Here is a 4461-nt window from a genome sequence, read left to right as displayed (position 1 = left end):
ACTACCCCATGCCCTGGTGCAGTCGCGCTGAAATCCGCGAGGTCTCCGGCGCAGCCCAGAAGATCCACGACGACATCCGCCACGGGCGCCTCCTCATCCACGCCCACGCCCAGGACGCCCACACCACCGTCGCGGTCGGGACCTACCTCGACACCGGCAAGAGCGTCTACCTCCACGGCGAGAACCACCTGCGGCAGATCGCGAACTCCTTCGACTCCCCCGCACACGCCCTGACCGCCTTCGAGGACATGCACGCCGACACCACGCGCCCCGGCCCCGCCCCGATGACCGACACCGAACGCGACACCGCCGACGCCCGGACCTCACCCGGCACACCGACCACGGCGCCCGAACCCCCCAGCACAGGAGCGGGCACCGCGCCCGCCGACGCGCCCGGCCCCGGCGCCCACGAGGCCCTCCTCGACTCGTTCATCGAGGACAACGGCGAGTGGGAAAAGTACCGAACATGGTCCGACGACACCTCCGTCGCCAACCACGAATCCCTCACCCTGCGCGCCGAGTTCGACCGCGAAGCCCGCGGCCACGACATCGCCTGGACCATCGCCTCCTACCAGTCCCCCGTCGGGGACCGCACCTGGCACGCCACCGCCACCGCCGCCACACCCACCGACATGATCGAAACCCTCCTCAAGAGCCTCGACACCGACACCGCACGGACCGAACGGACCAGCCCGCCCCTCACCGAACGCACCCTGACCACGGTCACCCGCCCGCTCACAGAATTCGGCTGGACCCAGACCATCAACGGACACCACATCAACTGGCCCGCACCCAACGGCGAAACCGGCCTCCGCCTCGACGTCGCCGCCGCCGTCGGCACAACCACCGCCCACTCCGAACCCGCCTGGACCCTCTGGGGCGGCAAGAGCGCCGAACAGCCCGCCTGGACCATCGAACTCTCCCGCCACACCCCGGCCGCCGTACTCCAGGACCTCACCTACGAACTCGCCACCACCCACTCCGCGCAAACCGCTCGACGGGCACCGAAGATCCCCCGCGGACACGAAGCCATCCGCACCGCGACACCCGTCACGCCAACGCCACTAACGTTGGGAAGTCCCGCACGAAGCAGGTGAGAGCAAAGCGGAGAAGAAGACGTGCTGTAGCGCCGAACTCGGCGTCGCACAGCGAGCCGAGCCATCCTGCGGCGGCAAGCCGTACGCTCAAAAGCCGGAAGAATGCGGGCTGTTGAGGCTCGACTCGGTCCACTCCTGCGACCGCCACCCGAACGAGTGACTCCCGCAGTGCGGTCTGTTACATCGATAGAACGTTTTGTAGCGTCGAACTCCCCCGAGGAAGGAAACGCTGTGAACGCGCCTTCGAGCTGGAGCGAACAAGGAGCCTGCCGGACCATCGCCCCCGACACCCTGTTCGTACAGGGCCAGGAGCAGAACCGGGTCAAGTCCGTCTGCCTGGGCTGCAAGGTGTGTACCGAATGCCTGGCCTACGCACTCGACAACCGTGAGGAATTCGGGATCTGGGGCGGCATGACTGAACGGGAACGCCGCGCGCTGCTCCGACGACGGCCAAGCGTCACATCATGGCGACGCCTGCTTGAAACCGCCCGCAATACTCATGAACAGATCGACGACGACAGCGACCATCGGCAAACCGCCTAGACCAGGACCGCGTGAAGACACCGCAACAGCTCCGCATGCCCCAACGGCTTTCACAGGCGGGTAGTTACGGCCATCGGGAGAGAACACACCCGCGCCCTCAACAGTTCGGCCCGGGGTTGTGTGGGCGTAGGAATCCGACGGTCGTCGCGTACGGACCATGATATGGGTTGAGTCTGGCCTGGAAGTCCGGCAGCCGCAGTACCGCGACTGCCGGACGGATGTACCTGCGGGGTTCTCAGGCCGCGCGGCGCGGCGCCCAGTTGTACGGGAGCAAGGGACTGCCATCCCTCATCCAGTAGCAGAACTCCTGGGCGTCGCGCAGTACACCGGTGCCAGTGGCTCGCCCCTGTCGGCTTTCGAAGTGGTCGATCTCCAGCAGGACATGGTCACCGACCTGTTCGCTGTGGCCGAGGTCGAGCAGGACCCTGCCGTTACAAGAGCCGATCAATTGCCAGGGCTTCCTCCATTCATAGGTGACCCGGGCCCCCTGGCGTGAGGTCACCAGCAGGTCGCCCCTGGCGTGCTGGTTGATGACGCAGAAGATCCACATCAAGCCCGAGGCGTGCGCAAGCTCCTTGCCGTGCGTGTTGGGCACGCTCTCTTTTGCCTGCTGAAACTCACACTTGGTGCCGTCACAGGCCAGTGCATCCAGGCGCCGACTACCGCCATGCATACGGATCTCGGAGCGAGCGCTGCCGACGACCCGCTGATAGCACAGCGTCCACTGACGTCGTTCGGCAGCGGTCCGCACCGGCGTGCGGACCAGAGCGAACGGCGGGGAGGCGATCACGCGGCTGTCCCAAAACCGAAGCGCTCCAGGAACTCGCGCAGCTTCTTCCGGTTCAGGGCGTGGTCGGTCAGGCTGATCTTCTCCGCAGCCACGATGGCCTCCACACTGGTGCCCTCGGGGTGCCGTACCTTGCTCCGGGCCACAAGTTCGAGGACGTCGTAGAAACTGCGGAGCTGCACGGCATCCCGGTTGATCGACCTGATCGTGTCCCTGTGTTCCTTCGCCTTGCGTTTGGCCTCCTCCACGATGTCGGTGTCGTTCTCCAGCGTCACCAGCTGTCGCTCATAGCGCTGAAGCTGGTCGAAGCAGTACGTGCGGGCGGCATTCAGGCCCACCGCGATGAGATCGGTCTTCGGCTCGTCGTCGGGCTTGGCCGGCTCGGGAACGATGACGGTCTTGAGTTCGCCTGTCTCGGGATCAGCCATCTCCACGCGCTGACCGGGGACGAGCTTCTCCGGCAGCGGCTCGGGCTGCTTGACCTTGTGCGGCGGGAGCTTGGGACCCTGCTGGTCACGGGCGTGCGCCGCGTAGGCTGACTTGAACGAACGGTACAGAGAAGTCAGGTAGCGCACCTGTTCGACGCTGGCGTAGGGGGCGTCCTCCGGGCCGATTCTCGGCTGCTTCCTTTTCAGGTAGTCCACCACGCCGACCTGGTTGTTGGGACTCGGGAAAAGGCATCATGCACGTCGAGAAACAGGGCGCGTGCCACTTCCTGGTCCTCACGCTCATAGTCCGACGGCCCCACGGGGGTGGAACCCTCGTGAGTGATGAGGTGGTAAGTCATGCCGCTTCTCCATTCTTTTGGGCTTCTGCCCGCTCGGCGGCGAGCAGAAGTTCATGCCAGTGCGACACGGAGCCGCAAAGCCGGTTCAATACCGCAAGCTGATCGGGCGGCAGGATCTGCACGATCTGCTGCGGGTCGAGGTTCATGGGTTTCTCAAGGGCTTTGATCGCCTTCGACACGAGCGCCAAGATCGCCTCGATCGGCCTGGAGGACGCCGCTCGCGGAGGTGTCCGCGCCGAGGTCCAGCCGGGCGACCTCGGCGGTCCCGCCGGTGAGGCAGGTGGTGACCACCGCGGCGAGGACGGCCAGGACGACGGCGACGACGACGCGGGTCAGCCGGGCGTTCTTCTCCACACCGGTGCAGTTGAGCGCGGTCAGCGCCACCACGGCGACGGCGACGGCGTGGGCCTCACCCGGCCAGGCGTAGGTGCCCACGGTCAAAGCCATGGCCGCGCACGAGGCGGTCTTGCCGACGATGAACGCCCAGCCCGCCAGGTAACCCCAGAATTCGCCGAGGCGTTCGCGGCCGTAGACGTAGGTGCCGCCGGAGGCCGGGTAGCGGGCGGCGAGCCGCGCCGAGGACGTCGCGTTGCAGTACGCGACGACAGCCGCGAGAGCCAGCCCGAGCAGCAGCCCGGACCCGGCGGCACGGGCCGCCGGAGCGAGCGCGGCGAAGACGCCCGCCCCGATCATCGACCCCAGACCGATCACCACCGCGTCGGGCATCCCCAGGCGCCGCTTCAACTCGCCGCCGCCGGCCGCGGTCCCCACCGCCGTCATCGCCTACTCTTCGCGGCAGCCCGCAGCCGAGTGCCCTGTCGTACGATCCGGCGCACCGTAACGGAGCGAGGTGTCCGGCCGGAGCCAGGACATCCAAGAGTTCGTGAAGGCGTCGAGTTCGCGAGGTGCGGGGAGGACACGGTGAGCGTGCTGGGCACTGTGAAGTCGGCCGTGTACGGCCTGAGCGGCGGCCTCGCTGGTGGCTGGTCTATTACCCAGGTGTGCGTCACGTTCAGGGGATGTCGATGAGCCGGCCGGTGATCTCGTCCGGCAGCAGCCGGATCCACAGGGGCCGCGACCCGCCCGCCCAGGGGCGTGATCCCGACCGGTTCGTGAGGGTGTCCGTGGTCGTGGGGTCGGTGATGTGCTCGGCCGTTCCCGTCAGCAGTACGCTCCAGCCGCGCATCCGCTCCTCGTCCAGGTGGTCGGCCTCGAAGGCGAGTGGGGTGCCCGCGCCGACCGCGCCG

6 protein-coding genes and 1 pseudogene are annotated in these 4461 nt (G+C 67.2%); 2 read left to right on the top strand and 5 right to left on the bottom strand.

The features are described 5' to 3' along the window. Together BHU15_RS30060 and BHU15_RS30055 are read left to right on the top strand one after the other, a co-directional pair. Nucleotides 1-1097 (top strand): SPDY domain-containing protein (locus BHU15_RS30060; RefSeq protein ID WP_141726909.1); only part of this gene is annotated, 1097 nt, incomplete at its 5' end. Nucleotides 1098-1328: 231 nt separating this feature from the next. Continuing rightward, nucleotides 1329-1640 carry a WhiB family transcriptional regulator gene (locus BHU15_RS30055; protein ID WP_069630039.1) on the top strand — a complete coding sequence of 104 codons (312 nt, stop codon included), beginning with the start codon at nt 1329-1331 and terminating at the stop codon, nt 1638-1640. A gap of 235 nt (nt 1641-1875) precedes the next feature. Here BHU15_RS30055 and BHU15_RS30050 read toward each other — a convergent pair whose 3' ends face one another. The 5 genes and pseudogenes from BHU15_RS30050 to BHU15_RS30035 all read right to left on the bottom strand — a co-directional run. Beyond that, nucleotides 1876-2430, bottom strand: a complete 555-nt coding sequence (locus tag BHU15_RS30050; RefSeq protein ID WP_069630038.1) for a hypothetical protein — start codon at nt 2428-2430, stop codon at nt 1876-1878. Next, nucleotides 2427-3074 (bottom strand): hypothetical protein, encoded by a 648-nt coding sequence (locus tag BHU15_RS30045; RefSeq protein WP_069630037.1) that lies wholly within the window; start codon nt 3072-3074, stop codon nt 2427-2429. The genes BHU15_RS30050 and BHU15_RS30045 overlap by 4 nt, the downstream gene beginning before the upstream one ends. Nucleotides 3075-3210: 136 nt before the next feature. After that, nucleotides 3211-3393, bottom strand: a complete 183-nt coding sequence (locus BHU15_RS39825) for a hypothetical protein (protein WP_141726908.1) — start codon at nt 3391-3393, stop codon at nt 3211-3213. 22 nt (nt 3394-3415) lie between these two features. Next, nucleotides 3416-3994: pseudogene (locus BHU15_RS30040) on the bottom strand (amino acid permease); the annotation flags it as partial. A 232-nt stretch (nt 3995-4226) separates the two neighbouring features. Then, on the bottom strand, nt 4227-4461 hold a 235-nt coding region (locus BHU15_RS30035), incomplete at its 5' end, for a pyridoxamine 5'-phosphate oxidase family protein (protein WP_141726907.1).

It is taken from the genome of Streptomyces niveus (genome assembly GCF_001723055.1).
Lineage (GTDB): Bacteria > Actinomycetota > Actinomycetes > Streptomycetales > Streptomycetaceae > Streptomyces > Streptomyces niveus.
Note: the sequence above shows the minus strand (reverse complement) of the source record. Positions and strands in the feature narration are given on the sequence as shown.